The 19683-nt window shown below is 60.3% G+C and carries 19 protein-coding genes; 11 read left to right on the top strand and 8 right to left on the bottom strand.

Annotation, left to right across the window (positions count from 1 at the left end):
* Positions 1-155: 155 nt before the first annotated feature.
* Complete coding sequence (locus tag AAIH70_RS14600) at positions 156-2186, bottom strand: pyrroloquinoline quinone-dependent dehydrogenase (protein WP_132273840.1); 2031 nt, start codon at positions 2184-2186, stop codon at positions 156-158.
* A gap of 10 nt (positions 2187-2196) precedes the next feature.
* The gene (locus AAIH70_RS14595) at positions 2197-2586 is read right to left on the bottom strand and encodes a glucose dehydrogenase (protein WP_132273837.1); all 390 of its coding nucleotides are present in this window, start codon (positions 2584-2586) and stop codon (positions 2197-2199) included.
* 246 nt (positions 2587-2832) lie between these two features.
* Here AAIH70_RS14595 and pqqA point away from each other — a divergent pair, with 246 nt between their 5' ends.
* Together pqqA and AAIH70_RS14585 are read left to right on the top strand one after the other, a co-directional pair.
* Complete coding sequence (gene pqqA / locus AAIH70_RS14590; RefSeq protein ID WP_132273835.1) at positions 2833-2928, top strand: pyrroloquinoline quinone precursor peptide PqqA; 96 nt, start codon at positions 2833-2835, stop codon at positions 2926-2928.
* Positions 2929-3191: 263 nt separating this feature from the next.
* Complete coding sequence (locus AAIH70_RS14585; RefSeq protein WP_430034487.1) at positions 3192-4127, top strand: LysR substrate-binding domain-containing protein; 936 nt, start codon at positions 3192-3194, stop codon at positions 4125-4127.
* 52 nt (positions 4128-4179) lie between these two features.
* Here AAIH70_RS14585 and AAIH70_RS14580 read toward each other — a convergent pair whose 3' ends face one another.
* Positions 4180-4755: a TetR/AcrR family transcriptional regulator gene (locus AAIH70_RS14580; protein ID WP_430034485.1), complete on the bottom strand. Its 576-nt coding sequence runs from the start codon at positions 4753-4755 to the stop codon at positions 4180-4182.
* A gap of 127 nt (positions 4756-4882) precedes the next feature.
* Here AAIH70_RS14580 and AAIH70_RS14575 point away from each other — a divergent pair, with 127 nt between their 5' ends.
* From AAIH70_RS14575 to AAIH70_RS14565, 3 genes are read left to right on the top strand one after another with little or no spacing between them, the layout of a single operon-like run.
* Positions 4883-5182 (top strand): putative quinol monooxygenase, encoded by a 300-nt coding sequence (locus tag AAIH70_RS14575; RefSeq protein WP_430034483.1) that lies wholly within the window; start codon positions 4883-4885, stop codon positions 5180-5182.
* Positions 5179-5811 carry a glutaredoxin 2 gene (grxB, locus tag AAIH70_RS14570; RefSeq protein ID WP_132281543.1) on the top strand — a complete coding sequence of 211 codons (633 nt, stop codon included), beginning with the start codon at positions 5179-5181 and terminating at the stop codon, positions 5809-5811. Before AAIH70_RS14575 ends, grxB begins: the two co-directional genes overlap by 4 nt.
* 52 nt (positions 5812-5863) lie before the next feature.
* Entirely contained in the window at positions 5864-6289 is a 426-nt protein-coding gene (locus tag AAIH70_RS14565; protein ID WP_132281546.1) for a cupin domain-containing protein, read from the top strand.
* 112 nt (positions 6290-6401) lie between these two features.
* On the opposite strand, the gene AAIH70_RS14560 is transcribed toward AAIH70_RS14565, so the two are convergent.
* Positions 6402-7295, bottom strand: coding sequence for a LysR substrate-binding domain-containing protein (locus AAIH70_RS14560; RefSeq protein ID WP_132281549.1), 894 nt, complete (start codon positions 7293-7295; stop codon positions 6402-6404).
* 142 nt (positions 7296-7437) lie between these two features.
* Here AAIH70_RS14560 and AAIH70_RS14555 point away from each other — a divergent pair, with 142 nt between their 5' ends.
* The 6 genes from AAIH70_RS14555 to AAIH70_RS14530 all read left to right on the top strand — a co-directional run bounded on the left by AAIH70_RS14555 (position 7438) and on the right by AAIH70_RS14530 (position 12999).
* Entirely contained in the window at positions 7438-8199 is a 762-nt protein-coding gene (locus AAIH70_RS14555; RefSeq protein WP_245519425.1) for an SDR family NAD(P)-dependent oxidoreductase, read from the top strand.
* Positions 8200-8239: 40 nt separating this feature from the next.
* Positions 8240-9079 (top strand): transketolase, encoded by an 840-nt coding sequence (locus AAIH70_RS14550; RefSeq protein WP_132281552.1) that lies wholly within the window; start codon positions 8240-8242, stop codon positions 9077-9079.
* A complete protein-coding gene (locus AAIH70_RS14545) occupies positions 9076-10113 on the top strand; it encodes a transketolase family protein (protein WP_132281555.1) in 1038 nt (345 codons plus the stop codon). Before AAIH70_RS14550 ends, AAIH70_RS14545 begins: the two co-directional genes overlap by 4 nt.
* Positions 10114-10180: 67 nt before the next feature.
* On the top strand, positions 10181-11185 hold the full coding sequence (locus AAIH70_RS14540; RefSeq protein ID WP_132281558.1) for a TRAP transporter substrate-binding protein: 1005 nt from the start codon (positions 10181-10183) through the stop codon (positions 11183-11185).
* Between the two features lie 27 nt (positions 11186-11212).
* Positions 11213-11743 carry a TRAP transporter small permease gene (locus AAIH70_RS14535; protein ID WP_132281561.1) on the top strand — a complete coding sequence of 177 codons (531 nt, stop codon included), beginning with the start codon at positions 11213-11215 and terminating at the stop codon, positions 11741-11743.
* Positions 11740-12999 (top strand): TRAP transporter large permease subunit, encoded by a 1260-nt coding sequence (locus AAIH70_RS14530; RefSeq protein ID WP_132281564.1) that lies wholly within the window; start codon positions 11740-11742, stop codon positions 12997-12999. The genes AAIH70_RS14535 and AAIH70_RS14530 overlap by 4 nt, the downstream gene beginning before the upstream one ends.
* Before the next feature lie 425 nt (positions 13000-13424).
* Here the strand turns inward: AAIH70_RS14530 and AAIH70_RS14525 are convergent, their stop codons facing one another.
* The 4 genes from AAIH70_RS14525 to AAIH70_RS14510 all read right to left on the bottom strand — a co-directional run bounded on the left by AAIH70_RS14525 (position 13425) and on the right by AAIH70_RS14510 (position 19681).
* Positions 13425-14321 (bottom strand): DUF1003 domain-containing protein, encoded by an 897-nt coding sequence (locus tag AAIH70_RS14525; RefSeq protein ID WP_132281567.1) that lies wholly within the window; start codon positions 14319-14321, stop codon positions 13425-13427.
* Between the two features lie 138 nt (positions 14322-14459).
* Entirely contained in the window at positions 14460-15992 is a 1533-nt protein-coding gene (locus AAIH70_RS14520; protein ID WP_430034478.1) for a DegQ family serine endoprotease, read from the bottom strand.
* 117 nt (positions 15993-16109) lie between these two features.
* Positions 16110-16442 carry a hypothetical protein gene (locus AAIH70_RS14515; RefSeq protein WP_132281573.1) on the bottom strand — a complete coding sequence of 111 codons (333 nt, stop codon included), beginning with the start codon at positions 16440-16442 and terminating at the stop codon, positions 16110-16112.
* A 143-nt stretch (positions 16443-16585) separates the two neighbouring features.
* The gene (locus AAIH70_RS14510; protein WP_132281576.1) at positions 16586-19681 is read right to left on the bottom strand and encodes an efflux RND transporter permease subunit; all 3096 of its coding nucleotides are present in this window, start codon (positions 19679-19681) and stop codon (positions 16586-16588) included.
* Positions 19682-19683 lie beyond the last annotated feature (2 nt).

The raw sequence follows: 19683 nt of genomic DNA, 5'->3' as shown, positions 1-19683 counted from the left end.
AAGTCTGTACATGTGATGTCACCCATAAAACAGGTCTATTGCGGCGCCGGCCAAGGAAGTTCTTGATCGCCGGCCAACTCTCGCAATCCGATTGCGAGGTTTTCTGTCGGTCCTGACAAGACAAAGGGGCCGGATGGCCCGGCCCCTTTGCAATCTTATTTGGGCAGTCGGTAAGCCACGAGTGCGTCGCCGCGACCGGTTTCCATGAAGGCATGACCCGATGCTGCGATCAGCACATACTGCTGGCCGTCCACCTCATAGGTGATCGGGTTTGCCTGGCCGCCGGCGGGAAGAACGTCCTGCCAGAGAACTTCACCCGTCTTCACGTCGATGGCGCGGAACAGATTGTCCGTGGCCGCACCGATGAAGATCAGGCCGCCTGCGGTGATGACGGAGCCACCATTGTTCGGCAGGCCGATCGTGAACGGCAGGTAGGACGGAATACCGAACGGACCGTTGCGGCGGGCGGTGCCCAGCGGTTCATCCCACAGGGTCTCGCCGGTCTTCATGTCGACGGCGCGGATGCCGCCGTAAGGAGGTGCCGAGCAGGGAACGCCGGTGCCCCAGTTACGCCATCCCGAATTGACCTTGATCGCATAGGGCGCGTTGATCTGCGGATAGATCGACGCGCCGCCTTCGCCGCCGGTCGACTTCGGTGCCGGCGCATCGGTCTTTGGCGCATAGATCGGGCGTACGCCCATCTTATCTGCTTCCGGACGTTCGATGAGCTGGTTGAGGTTCGGGATGTCGTTGTAGTTGGCGATGAGGACGCCGTTGACCGGGTCGATGGCAACCGAACCCCAGTCGGAGCCGCCGTTGTAGCCGGGATACTGGATCCATGGCTTGTCGGCCGAAGGCGGCGTCAGGTAGCCTTCGTAATTGGCGCTGCGGAACTGGATGCGGCACATCATCTGGTCGATCGGCGTGAAACCCCACATGTCCGATTCGACCAGCGGCTCCTTGCGCAGCGTATGCCAAAGCGAAGTCGGCTGGCTGTCTGCAATGTAATCCGGTTCTACGGATCCGCCCTTCTGGCCCTTGGCTTCACCGATCGGAATGAGCGGCTTGCCGGTCGCACGGTCAAGAATATAGATATCGCCCTGCTTGGTCGGCAGGAGGATGGCCGGAACCGGCTTTCCGTCCGCGCCGGGGAAGTCAATCAGTGTGCCTTGGCTGCCGAGGTCGTAGTCCCAGACATCGTGGTGGATGGTCTGGAAGTGCCATACGACATCGCCGGTGGCCGCATTGAGTGCGACAAGCGAGGTGGAGAATTCGTTTTCGTAATCCTTGCGGTTCGATCCGTAATAGTCGATCGAGGAATTGCCCGTCGGGATGTAAACATAGCCGAGTTTCTCATCGGCGACGCCAGCCGCCCAGTTGTTCGGCGTGCCACGCGTATAGGTCTCGCCTTCGGCAGGACCATTCTTGTTTGCCGGGTTGCCCATGTCCCAGGCCCATGCAAGCTGGCCGGTGACGGCATTGAAGCCACGCATGACGCCCGATGGCGCATCTTCATCCTGGCCGTCCTTGACCTGTGCACCGGTGACGACGACGCCACGCACGACGGTCGGCGGCGCGGTCACTGCATACCAGCCGGGTACGCGCTTGCCGATACCGTTCCACAGATCGACCTGGCCGCCGGTGCCGAAATCCTGGCAAGGCTGACCGGTCTTCAGATCGACCGCGATCAGGCGGGCATCGAGTGTCGCTTCGATGACGCGCGTCTTGCAGGCGGCGTCTTCGGCAAGCTCCGGCGCGGTATAGGTGGCAATGCCGCGGCAGGCGGCGGCGTGCGGGATAGCCGCATCCGGAACGCCCGGATCATAACGCCAGTTTTCCTTGCCCGTCGCCGCATCGGCGGAAACCAGAATGTTCTTGGCCGAGCACATGATAAGCGAACGGCCAATCTTGAGCGGCGTCGTCTCGGGCGAGTAACGGGCCTTGGGGCTTGGAACGTCACCGGTATGCAGAACGAAGGCGCGCTCGAGCTTGCCGACGTTTTCCGGTGTGATCTGGGAGAGGGGGCTGTAGCGGCTGGCGTTCTCGTCGCCGCCGTAGAACGGCCAATCGGCACCGACTGGCGGCTGGGGTGCTGCCGGCTTTACAGCCGTTTCCTGGGCAAGCGCCGTGCCTGCCAATGCCGTCGCCATCGCAGCCGCGAGGCTGACGCGGAGTAAGTTCGTCATGGGAAGTTCCTTAGGTTCGGCGGGGACGCAGGGCTGGGAGGATTGCGAGAAGCAACACCAGAACGACAGTCGGTGCGACAAGGCGCGGGATCTGAGCCCAGAAGTTAAAGCCTACTTCCCAGAATGCCCAGATGAGGGTCAGGACCCAGACGACAAGATAGAGCTTCAGCGCGGCCATGCGCTGCTGCAGCACGAGGTAGGCCGTCGCAAGCAGGCCAGCGCCTGCCAAGCCATAATACCAGCTTCCACCGAGCCAGATCAGCCAAAGTCCGCCGCCGAACAGCACGATGCCGAACAGTGCGAGAACGATCGAGAGAAGTATCGCGGCAATGCGCCAGGCGCCGCCACGACGCGCGGCAGCGGGCCCGTCCGCAAATGCGGCGTTCCGAGTGAGTGTCATAATGACTTCCGTAGCTTGATAAAAATTTAAAGCTCGGGCCCAAGCTTGGCTTTGCCTATTTTGCCTGCGACAATCTGTCAAAGAAAAGACGACCATACGGCTGTTAGTATTTCTTCACGAGTGTGTAGTCCTGCTAAAATGCGTTTCGCCAATCGGTGCGCTACTGGACCTGTGTCAAAATGTCCTTCAATTGTCCGAGCCTGCCCTCGGCGCAAGCGAGGGACAGCCAAAACAGGAGACATTGACATGAAATGGAACGCCCCGAAGTTCGTCGAAGTCAGCTGCGGCATGGAAATCAACCGCTATGCACAGCCGGACGGCGACGAACCCGTCCTGTTCTGATCTGAAAGGCACGGGATCATGACGGGTATTCGTTTTTTTTCCGTGCCTGATGTTGCCGCCGGCGGCGGATTGCCACAGCGGAATTGCAATTGTTCCAACTGCGCCGCCGCCCGCGATCCTGCTGCGAAACGTCGCCGCGGATACAGTCGTCGCACTCCGTTAGCTCGGATGGTGAGAACCGGGCAGTCTCAGGAGCGGTCGATTGAATTGAACTTCAAATGGCATTATTGCATCTGGACGTGAATGCCATTCAGGCCTGATTGATGTCAATTCTTCCCGTGTCCTCTTTGCAAACGTTCGAGGCGGTTGCGCGCAACCGTTCGTTTCGAGTGGCGGCGGAGGAGCTGTCGATCTCCGCCTCCGCTGTCAGCCACGCCATCCGCAAGCTCGAGGACCTGATCGGATCGGCCCTCTTCGAGCGTCACGGGCGGGTAATAGAACTGACATCAACCGGGCAATCGCTGTATTCCCGTGTCGGCCGTGCGTTTGACGACCTGCGCGAAGGGATGGAACTGGCCGACGGACGTGCATCCAATCTTTTGCGGCTGCATTGCGCGCCGGGAATGGCGGCTCAATGGCTGACACCGCGGTTGACGCGGCTTGCAAAAGACCTGCCTGAACTGGAGATCCGGTTATCGTCATCGTCGCTATCCTACCGGTTTCATGGCGACGATATGGATATCGATATTTCTTACGGGCCACCGAAGGGCGAGGGCCTGATCAGCATTCCGCTTGGCCTCGAAACTGTCTGTCCGCTTTGTACGCCGGAAATCGCAAGCCGCATCCGGTTGGTATCAGATCTTCTCGATTACGACCTCATAGACAGCGAACTGAAGCGCGTTCAATGGGAGGATTGGTTTGCCGCAAACGGCCTCAGCGGACCGGCCAGAAGAAGCTTCAGGTTCGAACGCAGCTACATGTCGATTTCTGCAGCCGTTAACGGTCTCGGGGTTGCGCTGGAATCGCTTCGGCTCGTTGAGCGAGAGCTCGAAAGCGGTCAACTTGTTGCGCCCTTGCAGGGCAAGTCGAGCGATATCCAGTATCACGGTCACTATCTCGTGGTGCCGTCCAGCAGCAAGTCGAGACGCTCAGTGCGCCAATTCTGCGCATGGCTGACAAACGAACTCGGGCTGCCAAATCCGCTCGACAATGGCGACGCAGCCACGGCGGCGGCAAGATTGGAGATGTCGGCAGGCTGATAGCCCTGCGGGCGCGACGCGTGGCCAGCGGAGCGGGATCTCGGTCGTCCGCTCAGGAGCCAGCCCCTGAACAGAAGAGCTTGCCGCAAACATCCGCCAGCCGCTGCCGTTCTGCTTCATCGGCATCAATCCGGCCGAACTGATCGAGAATGCCGACCAACAGTTTGGCGATTTCTTCGGCGGTGATGTCCTTGCGGAAGATTCTGTGGACTTGCTCCTTTCGGATATTGTCAGCAACCCAGTCGACCATCTGCTGTTTCGTCACCGAGCAGCCTGGAGGATGGAAAAAGCCGATCTCCGTCAAGGAGCGATCGCTGGCCATAAAATCCAGAAACCTCCGAAAACTTACCGCAACCCGCTCTTCAAGCTCGGCCTTCTGAGTATCGGGGGCGATCAGGTTTGATAGCGTAACGAACCGCAGACTCTCCCGGAACTCCTCTACCAGGGTCTCATAAGTCGACTCCTTGGAATCGAAATAAAGATAGAAAGACGGTTGGCTCAACCCTGCCTCGGCGACGATGTCGCTGACCTTGGTGCCGTGGAATCCGTTTCGGGCAAACACCGTGATTGCTGCCTCTCGCAGCCTGGCACGCGTCTGTTCGCCCTTGCTCTTATGTCTGACAGGCATGGTTCCGTTCAGTTTTTTCTCGATATGACCGCTAACAGCATTTCACAAATTCTTCATCCCGCAAGGGTTGAAATTAATAACCGTACTGATAAGTAACATTACTGTTGAGTATTAATGGAGCATTTTCATGACCACACCTGTTGTCGCTATTTTCGTCGCCAAGGCCGGTTCGGAGCAGAAGCTGGAAGAGCTTTTCCGCGGCGTCATCGAGACCACCCTCAAGGAAGAGGGCTGCATCACCTACCAGCTCAACCGTGATGCCAATAACCCGAGCCGCTTCATCTGGACGGAAGAATGGACGAGCCAGGCACTGCTCGACAAGCATCTGTCTGCGCCGCACATCGCCGAACTGTTCGCGCAGGTGCCTGACCTCGTCGAAAGCTCAGAGGTTCTGCCGCTCGTCAAGCTGGCCGGAGGCGCCGCATGAAACTTTACATCTACGAGCACTGCCCGTTCTGCACGCGGGCCAGGCTGGCTCTAGGTGTGAAGAATATTCCGTATGAGACGGTGGTCGTCATGGAAGGCGATGCCGAAACGCCGACCCGTCTCATCGGAAAAAAGGCCGTTCCAATTCTGGAGCGGCCGGACGGTTCGCATATGGGCGAAAGCCTGGATATCGTCCACTTCATCGACCAGCTTGACACCCCGATGTTCGACGGTCCCGCCAACGAGGCGCTCGACGCCTGGGGAACGGATGCCTGGCGGCTTGGACTGAAACTGTTCATCCCGCGGTTCACGAAGGCGCAGTTCGCGGAACTGGCAACGCCGCAGGCTCGCGAAGCCTATCGCCTGCGCGAAGAAAAGGCATTTGGCGATCTCGAAGCCCTGTTGGCGGACAGTGCGGCCCTCATTGCCGAAATGAATGTCAAGCTCAAGGTCCTCTCCGGACTTCTGGGTGAACACGAGTTCAGCGGTATCAGCGATATCAAGCTCTGGCCGATCCTGCGATCGCTCAGCATCGTCAAGGGTCTTGAATTCCCTCCGGCTGTCCTGGGCTACATGGAAACCATCGAAAAGGCCGCAGGGGTCAATCTGTTGTTCGATCAGGCGATGTAACGCCTGGTCGGCACCGCGGGGACGGACATCACACACTTCAATCGGAGCCTCCATGACCACCGAAAACGACTCGAAATTCGCACGCTTCATTCCAGCCGAAATCGCCGCAAAACTTCCTGAAACCGCAAAAACCATGCTCGCCGACGAGTATCTGGTGGATCGCGAAGGAGCGAGCTGCCGCGTGTTTCGCGCCTACCGGGGCGTGCCGGCGCATTTCCACCGGGAATGTGACGAATATCTCTATGTCCTGTCCGGACGCGGTACGTTCTGGATGGGAGACCCATCCACGGAAGCCGAGTTTTCTCCGGGGCATCTTCTGTTTTTCGAACGCAATGTCGTGCACTCGCTTCCCACGTTGATCGAGGAGCCTGTTGTGTTCCTGTCGATCGACGCGCCGCGCCGTTCCCCGACCGACGTCACCTTCGTCGACGTTGCCGACGGCAGCGCCACGGACTTCATGGCGCGCAATCAGGCGTGACAATTGCGCGTCCCGGATCGGGGCGCGCCGGCCATGGAGAGGTTGCGCGTCGAAATGGTAAAACTGGTGTGTATCAGCTGAATTTACGCTGAGCGCCCGGGTGTCTGGCTTGTTACTTCTCGATCGGCCCCATCATCACTTCCGCCTGCAGCCATGCCGCAAATTCACGAGCGAGCCGTCGCTGGCTGCCGGATTTCGGATAGGCGAGATAATGGCCGATATAGCGATTGTCGCGGCCCTTGCCGGCCAACGGCCGCACCAGTCTGCCGCTTTCCAGCGCACGCCGCGCCAGTATGTTCGATTCCAGCGCGATGCCCAGTCCGTTGGCGGCCGCATCGAGTGCCAGAAATGATCGGTCGAAGGACATCGCCGGCGCCGGCGGCGGGCCGAGATCGTTGGCCTCGAACCAGTCACCCCACTGGATGCGCTTCAGGTCGCTGCGGATGAGGGGAGATCTCGTCAGGTCGCGGATGGATTTCAACGAGGCGGCAAATTCCGGCGAACACAGCGGAGAAACAATTTCCTCGCCGAGTGGAATCACGATCAGGTCTTCGCGGTTCAGGGGTTCGCCATAAACGATATCCACGTCGAAAAGCCCGTCCACGAACCGGGCATAGGTGGTGCTGGCGGCGATTCTTACCTCGACACCTGGGTTTTGCCTCAGGAACGAGGGAAGCAGGGGAGAGAGAACCTGCGCTGCAAAGCTTGGCGCGCAGTGAACTCTCAGCAGATGCGCCCGATTGGATGAGATTGCCTCAATACCGCGCCGCAGTTCCTCGAAGGCGCCGGATGCGTGGGTCAGCATCGTCTGGCCAGAAAGCGTCAGCGTGACGTTTCGTGTCGTGCGCTCGAACAGGGCGACGCCCAGGCTTTTTTCCAGCCCCTTTATCGCGTGGCTGACGGCGCTGGGCGACAGGTTCAGTTCGTCCGCCGCAGCCCGGAACGATCCGAGGCGGGCGGCCGACTCGAAGACGCGAAAAGCAGACAGCGACGCCATGTTCAACATCGGATTAGTGAAACAGATTCACTATCCCGTGTAAATATCGCGTTTGTGGTGCAGCTGGCGTTTTGTCAACTTGATGACATGCGGCGCCAGTCGTCGTGTGGGAGGAGACCGATGTCGGGGAGGCATCGGGAGGAGAACAGACATGTTGTTGCAAGGGAAAACCGCGGTCATTTCGGGCGCGGCGAGCAGGCGTGGCATTGGCCGCGCCACGGCTGAACTATTTGCCGAGCATGGCGCTCGGGTTGCCATTCTGGACATCGATGGTGATGCGGCGGAAGTCGCGGCCACGGAACTGCCGGCAGTGCCGCAGGGCAGCCATATCGGCCTGCGATGCGATGTTGCGGACAAGGCGTCCTGCCTTGCGGCCGCGGCTGCCGTCGAGGCCGCGTTTGGCAAGATTGATTCACTCATAAACAATGCCGGCATCACCCAGCCGGTGAAAACCCTCGATATCACCGAGGCCGATTGGAACCGGATCGTTTCTGTCAACATGACCGGCATCCTGTTTCTCAGCCAGGCCTTCATTCCGGGCATGCGCGACCATGGCGGCGGCTCGATCGCCTGCATTTCGTCCGTGTCGGCGCAGCGTGGCGGCGGAATTTTCGGCGGCCCGCATTATTCGGCTGCCAAGGCCGGTGTCCTCGGTCTTGCCAAGGCGATGGCGCGTGAATTCGGCCCCGTCGGCATCCGCGTCAATTCGGTAACGCCCGGCCTGATCCAGACAGACATTACCGGCGGCAAGCTGACCGACGAGATGCGCACCGACATCATCAAGGGCATTCCGCTCAGCCGGCTCGGCGATGCGCGCGATGTCGCCAGCATCTACCTGTTCCTAGCGTCCGACCTGTCGGCCTATGTCACCGGCGCGGTGATCGACGTCAATGGCGGCATGCTGATCCACTGATCGGCGGCATCAGCAAGGCAATTCGAGGAGATGCCACCCTATGGCACAGATGGGTCACAATATCAGCCTGCCCGAACGCGCCCGGCGTATCAGACGCCATGCGCTGCGGATGGGCGAAGTGCAGGGCCAGGGCTATATCGCCCAGGCGCTCGGCGTTGCCGATGTGCTGGCCGTTTCATACTTTCATGCCACCAACTACCGTCCCGAGGACCCCGAATGGGAAGGGCGCGACCGCTTCTTGCTCTCGATCGGCCATTACGCGATTGCGCTCTATGCGGCGCTGATCGAGGCGAAAATCATCCCGGAGGACGAGCTCGAAACCTACGGCACGGATGAAAGCCGGCTGCCGATGTCGGGAATGGCGGCCTATACGCCGGGTATGGAAATCACCGGCGGATCGCTCGGCCACGGGCTGGGCATCGCCGTCGGCATGGCACTGGCGCTCAAGCGCAAGAAATCGGACGCCTTTGTCTACAACCTGTTTTCCGATGGTGAACTGGACGAAGGCTCAACCTGGGAGGCTGCTATGTCGGCGGGCTCCTACAAGCTCGACAATCTCATCGGCATCGTCGACGTCAACCAGATGCAGGCCGATGGCCCGTCGATGGGCGTTCTCAATTTCGAGCCGCTCGGGCCGAAATTCGAGGCCTTCAACTGGTTCGTCCAGCGCGTTGATGGCAATGATATCGGCGCACTGGTGGCCGCCTTCGATGCCGCCCGTCATCACAAAGGACAGCAGCCACGCATCATCATCTGTGATACGAAAATGGCAAAGGGCGTGCCCTTCCTCGAAGCGCGGGAGCGAAACCACTTCCTTCGCGTCGAACCGGATGAGTGGAAGGAAGCAATCAGGATCATCGATGCGGGGGCAGGGGCATGAGGCGCTCGAAATATATCCGGCCGGATTTTCTGACCAACGGCACCGACCGGCCGAGAATGACCACGTCTGCCATGATCGCCTCGATCGCCGGCCCCGACCAGCAGACACGGCCCGCACCTTTCGGACATACACTGGCGAAACTGGCGGAAAAGGACGATCGCATCGTCGGCATGTCGGCGGATCTCGCCAAATATACAGACCTGCACGTCTTTCGCGCCGCCCACCCGGACAAATTCTACCAGATGGGCATGGCCGAGCAGCTGCTGATGATGTCGGCGGCCGGCATGGCGCGCGAGGGTTTTCAGCCCTGGGTCACGACCTACGCCGTGTTTGCATCGCGGCGCGCCTATGACTTCATCTGCCTGGCGATCGCCGAGGAAATGCTGGACGTCAAGATCGTCTGTGCGCTTCCGGGCCTGACCACGGGTTACGGCCCCAGCCATCAGGCGACTGAGGATATCGCCATGTTCCGCGGCATGCCGAACCTGACGATCATCGATCCCTGCGATGCCAGCGAAATCGAGCAGGCGGTGCCGGCCATCGCGGCACACAAGGGGCCGGTCTACATGCGCCTGTTACGCGGCAACGTGCCGGTGGTGCTCGAGGAATACGGCTACAAGTTCGAGCTTGGAAAGGCCAAGATCATTCGGGAGGGAAAGGATGTTCTGATCATCTCGTCCGGCCTGATGACGATGCGGGCGCTGGAAGCCGCAAAGGAGTTGCAGAAGGATGGCGTCGAGGCTGCCGTTCTGCACGTGCCGACGATCAAGCCTCTCGACGAGGCGACGATCCTGGCCGAATGCCGCAAGCAGAACAGGCTTGTGGTCGTGGCGGAAAACCATACCGTCATCGGCGGCCTGGGAGAGGCCGTTGGTGCCGCCCTGATGCGTTCGGATGTCAGGCCTGCCGCGTTCCGGCAGATCGGTCTTCCCGATGCCTTTCTGGAAGCGGGAGCGCTTCCGACATTGCATGACCAGTATGGTCTTTCGACGCAGAAGGTAACGGCGGCGATCAGGTCATGGCTGGATGAATAGACCCTTGTGACGGCCCGGATGGGAGTGCGGGCCGATCATTTCACGCGAGCACATAATGGAGGAGAACATGAGCTTGTTTATCAACAGACGCGCATTTCTGACTGTCGCGACCGGCGCCCTGGCGGCTCCGGCGGTGGTCTTTGGCATCCGCCCGGCGCAGGCGGCAACCACACTGACGCTCGGGCACGGTGCGGCCCCCGGAAACCCGCGCACACTGGCGGCAACCAAATTTGCCGAACTGGTGGCCGAAAAGACCGCCGGCCGCATCAAGATCAACGTTGCCGGTGCCGAAACGCTCGGCAGCGATTCCGCCATGCTGACCAGCCTGCGCACCGGCGCGCTCGATTTTACCGCCAACAGCCAGGGCGCCACGTCCGCCCTCGTGCCTGAACTCGCGGCGCTCGGCCTGCCTTTCCTGTTTCCCGATACGCAGAAGGCCATGGCGGTTCTCAACGGACCTGTCGGCGCAGACCTCAACAAGCGTTTCGAAGCGGTCGGAGTCGTCCCGCTCGACTGGTGGGACAACGGCATTCGCCACCTCACCAATTCGAAGCGCAAGATCTCAGCGCCGGGCGAACTGAAGGGCCTGAAGATCCGCACGCCCGCCGATCCGATGACCATCGACATCTTTCAGGCACTGGGCGCTGCCACCGAACAGATCGCCTTCGGTGAACTTTACATCGCGTTGCAGCAGGGTGTCGTCGACGGGCAGGAAAACCCGCTCGCCAATATCGAAAGCTCCAAGCTGTTCGAGGTCAACAAATATGTGAGCCTCACCGCACACAAATGGGAATCGACACCGTTCCTGATGTCGAAGATCGCCCAGGCCCGTCTCGGTGCCGACCTCGAAGCGGTCAAGGCGGCAGCCAAGGAGGCGGGCGACCTGCAGCGCAAGCTATCGGCCGAAAAGGAAGCCCAGGTTCTTGCCAATTTCAAGAGCAACGCGGCTGTCGAGGTCACGGAGGTCGAGCGTGAGGCCTTCGTCAAGGCGACGGCGGGTGTTGCCGAGAACTGGAAGAAAAAACCGTTCGGCGATTTCGTCAGCAAGATCGAAGCGGAGGCCAGGGCTTAAAAGCCCTGGTCCTGATCGGAGCCATCCATGCAGATCCTGTTGAAAGGCGTCGACCTTGTGTCGCTTGCCATCGTTGTCTTTTCCCGTTTCGTCATCATCGCCAGCGGTATCGCGCTGACGGTGGTGATGACGGCGAACGTGCTGGCCCGCTACATGCTCGAAAGCGGCGGTTTCGGCTTCGCGCAGGAATTGCCCATGCTGATGTTCCCCTGGTTCATCATCGCGGGCATCGTTCTGGCGGCGCATGCCGGCGGCCACATGGCCGTCGAGTGGCTCTACGACAAGCTCAATGGCACGGCGCGGCTTGTCGCATTCGTGTTCGCCAATGCCATCAGCATCGTTGCCTTTCTGATCCTGGCCTACCAGTCGGTCGTGGTCGCCGAGATCGCCGGCATCGAACACAGTCCCGTCCTGCAACTGCCCAACAGCATCGGTTATTACGCGCTGGCGATCGGCGCATTGCTGGTGTCCTTCGTGACCATCGCGGCAACGCTGCGTGTGCTCCGGTTCGGCTGGGACCATCGCATTGAAATCAAGGCAGAGGAAATGCCGCTATGACCATGATCATGATCGTCTCCTTCTGCGTGCTGATGGTTCTGGCCGTGCCTGTCGGTTATGCGCTGATCATTGCCGCGGGCCTCGGCATCCTCTTCAACGGCTATGTGCCGCTGTCGCTGGTGGCGCAGCAGGTCTATGACCAGACACAGTCGTTTCCGATGCTGGCACTGCCCTTCTTCATGCTGGCCGGCACGCTGATGCTCGGTGGCGAGCTTGGCAAGCAGCTGCTGGAACTGGCCTCACGAGCCATGCAACGCTGGCGCGGCGGGCCGTTGTCCACCACCGTCGTCTCGTCCGTCGTCTTCGGTGGTGTGTCGGGCTCGGCGGTGGCCAATGCCAGCGCGCTCGGCTCAGTGCTGATCCCCTGGCAGAAAAAACAGGGATTTCCGCCGGCGCTCTGTGCTGCCAATAACGCAACGTCGGCGGTGATCGACGTGCTGATTCCGCCGTCGATCCCGATGATCCTCTATTCGTTGATCAGCGGTGTCAGCGTGGCCAACCTCTTCATCTCCGGCATCGTGCCAGGCCTGATCATGGCGGCGAGCTTCATCTTCGTCTGCTGGTTCATTTCGGTGAGAAGGGGATATGCCGCCAGCGCATCCGGTATCCGCAAACGCGATCTGGCCCGCCTTGCCCTGCAGAGCGCACCGGCAATCCTTTTGCCGATCCTGATCATCCTTCTCTTGCGCTTCGGCTTTGCAACGCCCACCGAAGTCGCGGTTCTGTCGGTGGTCTATTCCCTGCTGCTGAGCCTGCTGTTCTACCGCGATCTCACTTGGGGCCGCTTTTGCGAAAACCTCGTGGAGGCGGGTGTGGCAACCGGCGTCGTCATGCTGGTGATCATGGGCAGTGCGGCCGTCGGCTGGGTGCTGACCTTCGATCAGGCGCCGCAACAGATGGCGGAATGGGTGGCGGCCAATATCTCCAGCCCGATCGTCATCATCCTGATGATGAACATTCTGATGCTGATCGTCGGCATGCCGCTCGACATGCCGCCTGCCATCCTGCTGCTCGGCCCGATCTTCGTGCCGCTGGCGGATGCGATCGAACTCGACCGGGTGCAGCTCGGGCTGATGATGGTGATCAATCTCGGCATCGGCCTTTACACGCCGCCGATCGGAACGACGCTGTTCATCTCCTCGTCGATTGCCAGGGCGCCGCTCGGCGCAACGACGCGGGAACTCTGGCCCTTCTTCGGCATGGCCATGCTGCTATTGATGGCGGTGAGCTTTGTTCCTGCTCTGACGATCTACTGAGGAGACTGCGATGCGTCACGCATCGCAGTTCATTCTCGTCTGTCCGTTTATTTCCCAGCCAGGAAATTGCACTGGAAAACTCTAGTCAAAACTGCTGCAGTTTGAAGGGTTCAGAGCAACCACCCAGCGTGCTTCTAAGGAACGAGGAAAAGTCGCAGCAAGTTTCTGAGATCAAGCGCAAGAACGTGATCTTTGAGATCATAGACCCCAAGTGTCGTCATGGTGTCCCCCGGTCGCATTGGCATAAACACTTTGTTAACATGACCTTTCTAGCTAATTCTTAGAAAAAACGGGCCAGTGGTTCGTATCCTTCCAAGACCATGGTAGCCACGAACAATGATAATCGCTGGAGCTATGAGTAAGACGCGATTGAGTGGAGATGTTTAGAAAATCCGCTATCGATGAAACAAGAATGGTAATTTTTCTCAATCCTCCAGTTGTTTTTCGATTTTCGCCGCCTTAATTACTTTGGCCGGTGGCCTTGTTGACTTCAGCATGCGTTTGGCGATCCGTGCCTGATCGTTCATCATCTCGATCTGGACCTGCTGGATCTCGGTCAGCCTTTCCCACTGCCTGTTCAGCAGATGATCGACCTTCTCGTGCAGGTGGCGAATTTCCAGCTCCGCCTTCAAGTTGACCTTGTAGTCGTTGAGGGCGCGTAGCCTGTCTTTTTCTTCCTGCCGGCGTTGGCTCATCATGATGACAGGTGCCTGAAAGGCGGCAATCGTCGACAGCACCAGATTGAGAAGGATAAAGGGATAGGCATCGAACGCTTCGGCCTGACCGAGCGCGGCATTGATCAGCATCCAGACGGCCAGAAATGCAAAGAAGCTGATGATGAACGTCCAGCTTCCGCCAAATGATGCGACGCCATCGGCGATCCGGTCACCAAGGCTGCGGCGGCCCGTATATTCCGTCTCGACATTTTCCGCGAGCAGCTCGTGACTGCGCAGGCTCTCGACAACGTCGGTCTCAAGCGATGACAACTCGCCGCGCTCGTCTTTCAGAAGCTCGCGAATATATTCGCCACGCAAATCGTCCATCGTCTTGCGATTGATGTAATCGTCGGAGTGGAGTGTCGGGTGCTGGCTGCGCAGGTAATCGACAAGCGCCGGCCGCAGATCGTCCACCCGCACAGCATCCTTGCGCTTCAGCGGAATGCCGGTCAGGGCGTCAACCAACCGAACCGACTTTGCCTGGGCCTGTTTCAGGCTGTTGGAGAAGTCACCCAGTTTTACGGTGGCGCTTTCGCCCCTGCCATTGTCGAAATCCACAAAGCTGCCCGCACCGAGATCGGTGCCGGCCAGATTTTCCTGAGCCATGATCATTCCCGCCGGATCGTTTGATAGGTTATCGAGTATCAGGGATGTCTTCTTTCATTCCCCTTTACGTTGGCAGGAAAATGAGAACCCCGGCCCCGCCCATGTCATTGGGCAGGGCCGGATTTGTGCAGATGCCGGTCAGCCGATTGCGAAGGGAACGGTGACGAAACTCTGGTCACCGCCGCGTTCGATCAGCAGCAGAACGGCCTTGCGGCCGCTCTTGCCGGCATCCGCCACGGCAGCCTTGGCTTCCTTCGCGGTCTTGACCGCATGCTGGTTGACCGAAACGATCACATCGCCGGTCTGGAGGCCTGCTTCTGCCGCCGGCTTGTCGGGCGCGACGCTGGCAATGACGGCGCCCGTTTCATGTGCCGAAAGGTTCAGCGCCTGGCGAACCTCATCCGTGACATCGGCGAGACCGATGCCGATGGTCGGGAGTTTCTGGGCAGCCGGACCAGCCTTGCCTTCATCCGCGGACGCCTGCTGTTCCTCCTTGCCGTTTTCACCGATCGTCAGGCGCAGGTCCCTGGTCGAACCCTGGCGCCAGACGGTCAGGTCCTCCTTCGAGCCGGGTGCAAGGTCGGCAACCATGCGTGAAAGATCGCGTGGAGAGGTTACCGGCTTGCCGCCCAGCGCGGTGATGACATCGCCGGTCATGACGCCGGCCTTGGCGGCAGGTGTGCCATCGTTGACGACGGCCACCAGTGCGCCCTCGGACTTGTCCAGCCCGATCGCATTGGCGATATCGGCGGAAACCGGTTGGATCTGCACGCCGATGAAGCCATGCTCGATCGAGCCGTCCTTCATCAGCTTGGCGACAACCTGTCTTGCCTGATCGGATGGAATTGCGAAACCGACACCGACGCTGCCACCGTTCGGCGAATAGATCGCCGTGTTGATGCCGACGACATTGCCGTTGTTATCGACGAGCGGGCCACCGGAATTGCCATGGTTGATCGGTGCATCGATCTGGATGAAATCGTCATAGGGGCCGGAATGCAGGTCGCGGCCACGTGCCGAGACGATACCGGCGGTCACCGTCGTGCCGATCCCGAACGGGTTGCCGATCACCAGGATCTGGTCACCGAGTTTCAGCTTGTCGGAATCACCCCAGGCAACGGTCGCCAGCGGCTTTTTCGCATCGATCTTGATAACAGCGAGGTCGGATTTCGGGTCGGCGCCGATCAGTTTTGCCGGCAGTTCCGTGCCGTCATCCATCGTCACCTTGATATCGATCGCCTTGTCGATGACGTGGTTGTTGGTGACGATATAACCATCCGCCGAGATGACGAAGCCGGAGCCGAGCGCTTGCGCGCGTTGCGATTGATGCTGTTGCGGCGCCTGATGTGGCATCGGGATGCCTTGCTGGCCAAAAAACTGTCTGAACTGCTCGTTGAACGGCGAATTGTCACCGAAGGGCGAAGCCTCGTCGGAGGCGGCCGTTTCGGCCTTCATCGTGGTGGTGATGGTGACGACGGCCGGCTTGTCTGCCGAAACGATCGCGGCAAACGAACCGGCTGGGGCAATGATGCCGCCCACAGTGGGTGCCGGAGATGGCGCGTCGGCAAATGCCACGCTGTTGCCGACGATGATCGGCGTTGCCAATGGCACGGCAATGATGGCGGCGCCCAGAAGGGCGAGCATGCGGTTTCTGCGAATGATGTTGGACATGGTCGGTCTCACTCTTTTGAACGATGGGTAAGCGAAGGCGTCGCCGCCGGTGAAGCGGCGCGCCCAATGGTTTCAATCGGTGTGGGAGGGCGGTGTTGGCCGCCGATTTTTGGCGGCCTAGTCGCAGATATGGGCGCGGTACATGTCGCCCCAGGCATTCTGCTTCCAGACAACCTGGCAATCCGGCGCATAGGCGGCCACCGGCGATGGTCCGTAAGGCATGGGAGGAGGGCCATACGGCGGGGCGGCATAGGCGGGAGTGCCGTAGGTGGGTGAATGCCCGGCGCCTGCGAGCAAGGCGCCGCCGACAACGGCTCCGGCAATGCCGGCAACAAGGCCGCGGCCAAAATTGTTATGTGCTTCAGCCTGGGAAGCGGTGGCGAGTGCCGTGCCGGCAATCGTCAAGGCGACCAGACCGGTGGTGACAAACGTGCGTGCTGATGTCCACATGGTCCTGATCCTGCTTGGATGGCCAACGGTCTTGTTCCGTGACCATGGGATGGACATTAGAACAGTCTGGATTACCGCTGGATATCCGCCGGATTAAACCTTGGTAAGCTTTGCTCGAAAATGCCACCGGTCCGGCACGTTGATCAGGCGGAGGTCGCCGTGCGTGTTCGGCGCAGCCTTTGCCTGAGCGACCCGACCATTGACGACAGTCTTTCGATCTCGACGAAAATAACCGGGGTCATGAACAGGGTGAGGATCTGGCTGACGATCAGGCCGCCGACGACGGCAATGCCGAGCGGCTGGCGCAGTTCCGAACTCGCACCGGTGCCGACCGCAATCGGCAGCGCGCCGAGCAGGGCGCAGAATGTCGTCATCATGATGGGACGAAAACGCCGGACGGCAGCCTCATGGATGGCCGAAAGCGTTGGGTGATTTTCCTCGCGTTGCAGCGTGAGCGCGACATCGATCATCATGATCGCGTTCTTCTTGACGATGCCGATCAGCATCAGAAGGCCGATCAGCGCGATGATGGACAGATCCATGCCGGCAAGTTTGAGCGCCAGAAGCGCACCGAAGGCGGCCGATGGCAGGCCGGACAGGATGGTCAGCGGATGCAGAAGGCTTTCATAGAAAACCCCCAGCACGATGTAGATCGTCAGCACGGCGGCGCCGATCAGCAGGCCGGTATTGCCACTCGCCTGCTGGAAGACGCGGGCGGCGCCACCATAACCCGTCGTTACACTGGCGGGCAGTTTGATCTCCTGTTTGAGGGTCTCGATGCGATCGGTCGCGGTTCCGAGCGAAACGCCGGCCGGCAGGTTGAAGGACAGGGTCACGGCGGTCAGCTGGCCATTCTGGTTGACGGTGACCGGGCCTGCCTCACGTGTGATCGTCGCGAAGCTGGATAGCGGCACAAGCGTTCCCGACGACGAAGCGACACGCAGGGAGGCCAGCCCCTGTTCGTTCCAGTCGCGTGACTGGTCATATTCGAGAATGACGTCATAGCTGTTGCCGGTCGTCTGGATCTGCGTGGCGACATAGCTGCCGAACGCCGCTTCGAGCGTGGTGCGCAGCGATTTCGAGGAGATGCCGAGGCTGCTGGCGCGGTCGTTGTCGATCTCGATATGCGCCTGCAGCGCGTTGTTCTGCAAATCCGTCGCGACATCGACGAAATAATTGCTCTCGGCCCGCATGGCATCACCGAGCGTCTGCGACCACTGTCTCGCCGCCGCGGCATCGATCGACTGCAGCACCACCTGATATTGGCTCTGGCTGCTGCGGCCGCCGAAACGCAGGCTCTGCTGCGGTGTGATGAAGGTTTTCAAACCCGCAAGACCGGAGAGCGCATGCCGCAACTGCGCAAGCGTAACCTCCAGGTTCGGACGGTCATCGGCCGGCTTCAGCTGGACAAGCAGCGTTCCGGCGTTGAGCGCCGATCCGCCGGGGCCGGAACCGAGCGTCGAGGTGACATGCTGCACGGCCGGATTGTCCGAGACGATGGCCGCGGCCTTGGCCTGGAGATCGTGCATGGCCTGATAGGAAATGTCCTGACGCGCCTGTGTCGAGACCGTCAGCAGGCCGATATCCTCGGTGGGGAAAAAGCTGCGCGGCAGGGTGGACATCATCCACGCGGACGCCGCCAGCGTGGCGACGAAGACCAGCATGACGATTGCGCGATGATCGAGGCACCAGCCCACCCAGCGGCCATAACCTGCCGTCACCCGGTCGAACAGCGTCGGTTCGCGGTGTTCGTGAGCCGCCTCGTCATGCGGCAGGCGTGCGGCCAGCATCGGGGTCACTGTCAGGGAAACCACTGCGGAAGAGAGGATGGCGAGTGTCACGACGATGCCGAATTCGTTGAGGACACGCCCGACGACACCGCCCATCAGCAGGATCGGCAGGAAAACCGCCACCAGCGAGATCGACATGGAAACGATGGTTCCCGTCACCTCGCGGCTGCTTTCGATCGCTGCCTGAAACGGCGGCATGCCTTCCTCGACCTTGCGGACGATGTTTTCGAGCATGACGATCGCATCGTCCACGACAAGGCCGACGGACAGCGTCAGCCCCAGAAGCGAGATATTGTCGATCGAATAACCGAAAGCATACATGGCCGCGAGCGTCGCCATGAGCGATAGGGGCACGGCCAGACCGGGGATCAGTGTCGCCCACAGGCGGCGCAGGAACAGGTAGATCACCAGAACCACCAGCCCGATCGTCACCATGAGCGTCGTTTCGACATCGGACACCGCAGCCCGGATCGAAACGGAAGCGTCGTTGACGACATTGATATGCATGTTACCCGGCAGTGCTGCCTGCAGTTCCGGTATTTTTGCCTTGATCGCATCGACGACCGCGACGGTATTGGCGCCCGGCTGGCGCTGGACGGAGAGGACGATGGCCGGTGTGCCATCCAGCCAGCTGCCCTGGTTGAGAACGGCGACGCTGTCCTTCACATCGGCAACGTCGCCGAGGCGTACGATACGGTTATTCGGCTTGGCGATGATCAGCGTGCGGAAGCTTGCCGCATCGGTGCGCTGCGTGGATGCGTCGAGCGTCAGGGCTTGCGACCTGTTCTGCAATGTGCCGAGCGGTGACTGGTCGTTTGCCGCCGAAAGGGTGGTTGCCAGACCATCGAGTGCAAGTCCACGGCTGGCCAGACGGTCGGGATCGACCTCGACCCGGACGGCATAGGTCTTGGCACCAAAAATCTGTGCCTGTGCGACGCCTGAAATGGTCGAGAGTGCCGGCGAGATGATGTTTTCGGCGATATCGTCCATCTTGGTGAGATCGGCGACATCGCTGGTCAGCGCCAGCACGATCACGGCGGAATCGGCCGGGTTCGATTTGCGATAGCTCGGCGGGGTGGTGAGATTGTCCGGCAGTTGCCGCTGGGTGCGGGCAATTGCGGCCTGTACGTCGGCGGCTGCAGCATCGATATTGCGCGACAGATCGAACTGGATGGTGATCTGGGTATTGCCGAGCGAGGAGGTGGCGCTGATCGTGTCGATGCCGGCGATCGTCTCGAACTGTTTGATGAGCGGCGTCGCAACCGAACTCGCCATCGTATCGGGAGACGCACCGGCAAGCTGGGCGGAGACGTTGATTGTCGGGAAATCGGCCTGCGGCAAGGCTGCGACGGGCAGGTTTCGATAGGCGGCAGCACCCGCCAGAATGAGGCCGACGATGAGAAGGAATGTCGCGACCGGCCGGCGGATGAAGATTTCCGAAAGGGACATCG

Origin of the sequence: Neorhizobium sp. BT27B (genome assembly GCF_050455485.1) — a bacterium.
GTDB lineage: Bacteria > Pseudomonadota > Alphaproteobacteria > Rhizobiales > Rhizobiaceae > Neorhizobium.
Note: the sequence above shows the minus strand (reverse complement) of the source record. Positions and strands in the feature narration are given on the sequence as shown.

Coding starts and splice junctions, on each gene's coding strand:
- AAIH70_RS14600 (WP_132273840.1), bottom strand. CDS start 2,186: ATGACGAACTTACTCCGCGTCAGCCTCGCGGCTGCGATGGCGACGGCA.
- AAIH70_RS14595 (WP_132273837.1), bottom strand. CDS start 2,586: ATGACACTCACTCGGAACGCCGCATTTGCGGACGGGCCCGCTGCCGCG.
- pqqA (WP_132273835.1), top strand. CDS start 2,833: ATGAAATGGAACGCCCCGAAGTTCGTCGAAGTCAGCTGCGGCATGGAA.
- AAIH70_RS14585 (WP_430034487.1), top strand. CDS start 3,192: ATGTCAATTCTTCCCGTGTCCTCTTTGCAAACGTTCGAGGCGGTTGCG.
- AAIH70_RS14580 (WP_430034485.1), bottom strand. CDS start 4,755: ATGCCTGTCAGACATAAGAGCAAGGGCGAACAGACGCGTGCCAGGCTG.
- AAIH70_RS14575 (WP_430034483.1), top strand. CDS start 4,883: ATGACCACACCTGTTGTCGCTATTTTCGTCGCCAAGGCCGGTTCGGAG.
- grxB (WP_132281543.1), top strand. CDS start 5,179: ATGAAACTTTACATCTACGAGCACTGCCCGTTCTGCACGCGGGCCAGG.
- AAIH70_RS14565 (WP_132281546.1), top strand. CDS start 5,864: ATGACCACCGAAAACGACTCGAAATTCGCACGCTTCATTCCAGCCGAA.
- AAIH70_RS14560 (WP_132281549.1), bottom strand. CDS start 7,295: ATGTTGAACATGGCGTCGCTGTCTGCTTTTCGCGTCTTCGAGTCGGCC.
- AAIH70_RS14555 (WP_245519425.1), top strand. CDS start 7,438: ATGTTGTTGCAAGGGAAAACCGCGGTCATTTCGGGCGCGGCGAGCAGG.
- AAIH70_RS14550 (WP_132281552.1), top strand. CDS start 8,240: ATGGCACAGATGGGTCACAATATCAGCCTGCCCGAACGCGCCCGGCGT.
- AAIH70_RS14545 (WP_132281555.1), top strand. CDS start 9,076: ATGAGGCGCTCGAAATATATCCGGCCGGATTTTCTGACCAACGGCACC.
- AAIH70_RS14540 (WP_132281558.1), top strand. CDS start 10,181: ATGAGCTTGTTTATCAACAGACGCGCATTTCTGACTGTCGCGACCGGC.
- AAIH70_RS14535 (WP_132281561.1), top strand. CDS start 11,213: ATGCAGATCCTGTTGAAAGGCGTCGACCTTGTGTCGCTTGCCATCGTT.
- AAIH70_RS14530 (WP_132281564.1), top strand. CDS start 11,740: ATGACCATGATCATGATCGTCTCCTTCTGCGTGCTGATGGTTCTGGCC.
- AAIH70_RS14525 (WP_132281567.1), bottom strand. CDS start 14,321: ATGGCTCAGGAAAATCTGGCCGGCACCGATCTCGGTGCGGGCAGCTTT.
- AAIH70_RS14520 (WP_430034478.1), bottom strand. CDS start 15,992: ATGTCCAACATCATTCGCAGAAACCGCATGCTCGCCCTTCTGGGCGCC.
- AAIH70_RS14515 (WP_132281573.1), bottom strand. CDS start 16,442: ATGTGGACATCAGCACGCACGTTTGTCACCACCGGTCTGGTCGCCTTG.
- AAIH70_RS14510 (WP_132281576.1), bottom strand. CDS start 19,681: ATGTCCCTTTCGGAAATCTTCATCCGCCGGCCGGTCGCGACATTCCTT.